Annotated in this window: 3 protein-coding genes; 1 reads left to right on the forward strand and 2 read right to left on the reverse strand. The window is 71.1% G+C overall.

The window, feature by feature from the left end:
• The coding region (locus ACR2JA_RS04945) for an AAA family ATPase (protein ID WP_434008001.1) at window positions 1-874 on the forward strand (874 nt) is incomplete at its 5' end.
• 161 nt (window positions 875-1,035) lie between these two features.
• Here the strand turns inward: ACR2JA_RS04945 and ACR2JA_RS04950 are convergent.
• On the reverse strand, window positions 1,036-1,287 hold the full coding sequence (locus ACR2JA_RS04950; RefSeq protein ID WP_434008002.1) for a hypothetical protein: 252 nt from the start codon (window positions 1,285-1,287) through the stop codon (window positions 1,036-1,038).
• 68 nt (window positions 1,288-1,355) lie between these two features.
• A partial coding sequence (locus tag ACR2JA_RS04955) for a phospholipase D-like domain-containing protein (protein ID WP_434008003.1) occupies window positions 1,356-2,191 on the reverse strand: 836 nt, incomplete at its 5' end.

The raw sequence follows: 2,191 nt of genomic DNA on the forward strand, positions 1-2,191 counted from the left end.
CATCCTGTGGATCGACGGCCAGCTGGTCTGGATACGGCGCGAGCTGCAGGTGGCACAAAGCGTGTTCGAGCGCATCAGCCTGTCGCACTTCGGCCGTTCCGGCGACTGGCTGTCGGCCTTCCTGCAGCGCGCCATCGATGCGCGCGCCAGCCGCGAGAGCGACACGCTTTCTGTCTATATCCCCAACCCCTTCCACGGCGGCGACTGGATGCGCGACCGCCTGGGTTCGCGCCGCCCGCTGGCCTCCGTCGTGCTCAAGGCCGGCCAGGCCGAGACGCTGCTGGGCGACCTGCAGCGCTTTTACGGCGCGCACGAGCGGTATGCCGAGCTGGGCATTCCGTGGCGGCGCGGCTACCTGCTGTACGGCCCGCCCGGCACCGGCAAGACCTCGCTGGTCACGGCGCTGGCGTCGGAATTGCACCTGAACGTGTGCACGCTCAGCCTGGCCTCGCCCATCGTCACCGACGAAAAAATCCACACCCTGCTGGCCGCGGTGCCGCAGCGCTCGCTGCTGCTGATCGAAGACGTGGACGCCTTCTTTCGCCAGCGCGACGCGGCGCACAGCCAGGTGAGGCTCTCGTTCTCGGGATTCCTGAACGCGCTGGACGGCGTGGCCACGCAGGAGGGCAACGTGCTCTTCATGACCACCAACCACGCCGAGCGGCTGGACGAGGCGCTGATCCGCGCCGGCCGCATCGACGAGCGGGTGGAGCTGGGCACCTGCGACGAAGACCAGCTGCGCCGCCTGTACCTGAAGTTCCAGCCCGACGAGGCCGCGGCCCGCGCTTACGCGGCGGAGAACGCGGGCAAGGCCCTGTCGCCCGCGCAGGTGCAGGGCGAGCTGATGCGGCGCTTTGGCGCGGTGCGCGGCTAGAGGTCGGACACCCCCCGCGCCGCTTCGCGTCACCCCCCTCTCTCGCCTGCGGCAGGAGGGGGATGGCACTGGCCGCCCGGCTGAGCCGGTCCGGCTATGCACCTGGATTTCAAGGTTCGGCGCTCCGGAGGGGGCGTACCGACATGACCGGATGACCCAGATCAGTCCGGCGCCAGCGACCAGCCGGCGCGCTGGTTGCGCTTGTCGTTGGTGTAGTGCCAGTGGGCGCCGCAGCGGTCGCAGAAGTAGCCGGTGATCTTCACCTCCGCACGGCCGTGCAGCTCTTTGCGGTTGTTGCCCTGCCGCAGTTCGGCATGGCCCGGGGCGCCGCGCCAGTTGCGCTGGATGCCCTGGCACGGCTCGCACAGCGGCGTGGGTTCGGTGGCGGGGGTGGGGTCGGTGGCGGTGGTCATGGTGGGAACGTGCGGGTGCGCGGGGCAAACGCCGATTGTGCGCCCAGGGCCCGGGGCGCGGCCGGGCGTCACATCAGGATGTCGAGCAGGCGGGTGAAGGGGGCGATGGTGCGCATCTTGAACAGGGTGTCGCGGTCGGCGCCTTGCACCAGCGCGGCGTCGCCGCCCGGCGAATCGGTGCCCACCACCGGGCGCGACTGCGCCATGCGCGCGCGGATGCTCGCTTGCAGCGCTGCGGCCAGCGCGCGGTCGCCGCGGCAGACCACCATGAGCTCCGAGTTGAGGTTGGCCGAGCGCGGATCGATGTTGTAGGTGCCGACCACGACGGTGTGGTCGTCGAACACCGCGCGCTTGGCGTGCACGCCCCAGCGCGCCGAGGCGGGGGGCCGCGCGCTGCCGGCCAACGGCTGGCCGCCGTAGGCCCACACCTGCAGGCCGGGCAAACGTTGCAGCGCCTCCAGCCCGTTGGCCAGGCTGGCCACGGTGTAGAAGGCGTCGGTGGACGTCAGGCTGTTGGTCAGGAAGGTCAGCTGCACGCCACGCTGCGCCAGCGTCTGCAGCACGTCGGTGCCGTCCTCGCGCAACACCAGGTAGGGGCTTTCGATCAGGATTTGCTGTCGCGCCTCCTGCGCCAGCCGGGTCAACTCGGTGAACACCTTGCGCCGCTCCACGCCGGAGCCGGGGTGGTCGGTCACGAAGTGGATGTCGGGGCAGGTGCTGGTGGTGTGTTGCGGGGTGTGGCGCTGCAGTTCGGTCAGGAGGGTGGTTTCGGTGGCGGTGGGCGGCCCCAGCAGCGCGGGCGCGCCGGGAGCCGGGTCGCTGGCCACCTCGCCCGGCCGGGCCACCCAGTCGGACGCCCAGTAGAGGTCGAAGCTGTCGGCGATGGCGGCGGACACCGGGCCCT

Source organism: Hydrogenophaga sp. (assembly GCF_051007235.1).
Lineage (GTDB): Bacteria > Pseudomonadota > Gammaproteobacteria > Burkholderiales > Burkholderiaceae_C > Hydrogenophaga.

Bases quoted from the DNA above. Each gene is read 5' to 3' on its own strand.
- ACR2JA_RS04950 (WP_434008002.1), bottom strand. From the start codon at position 1,287: ATGACCACCGCCACCGACCCCACCCCCGCCACCGAACCCACGCCGCTG.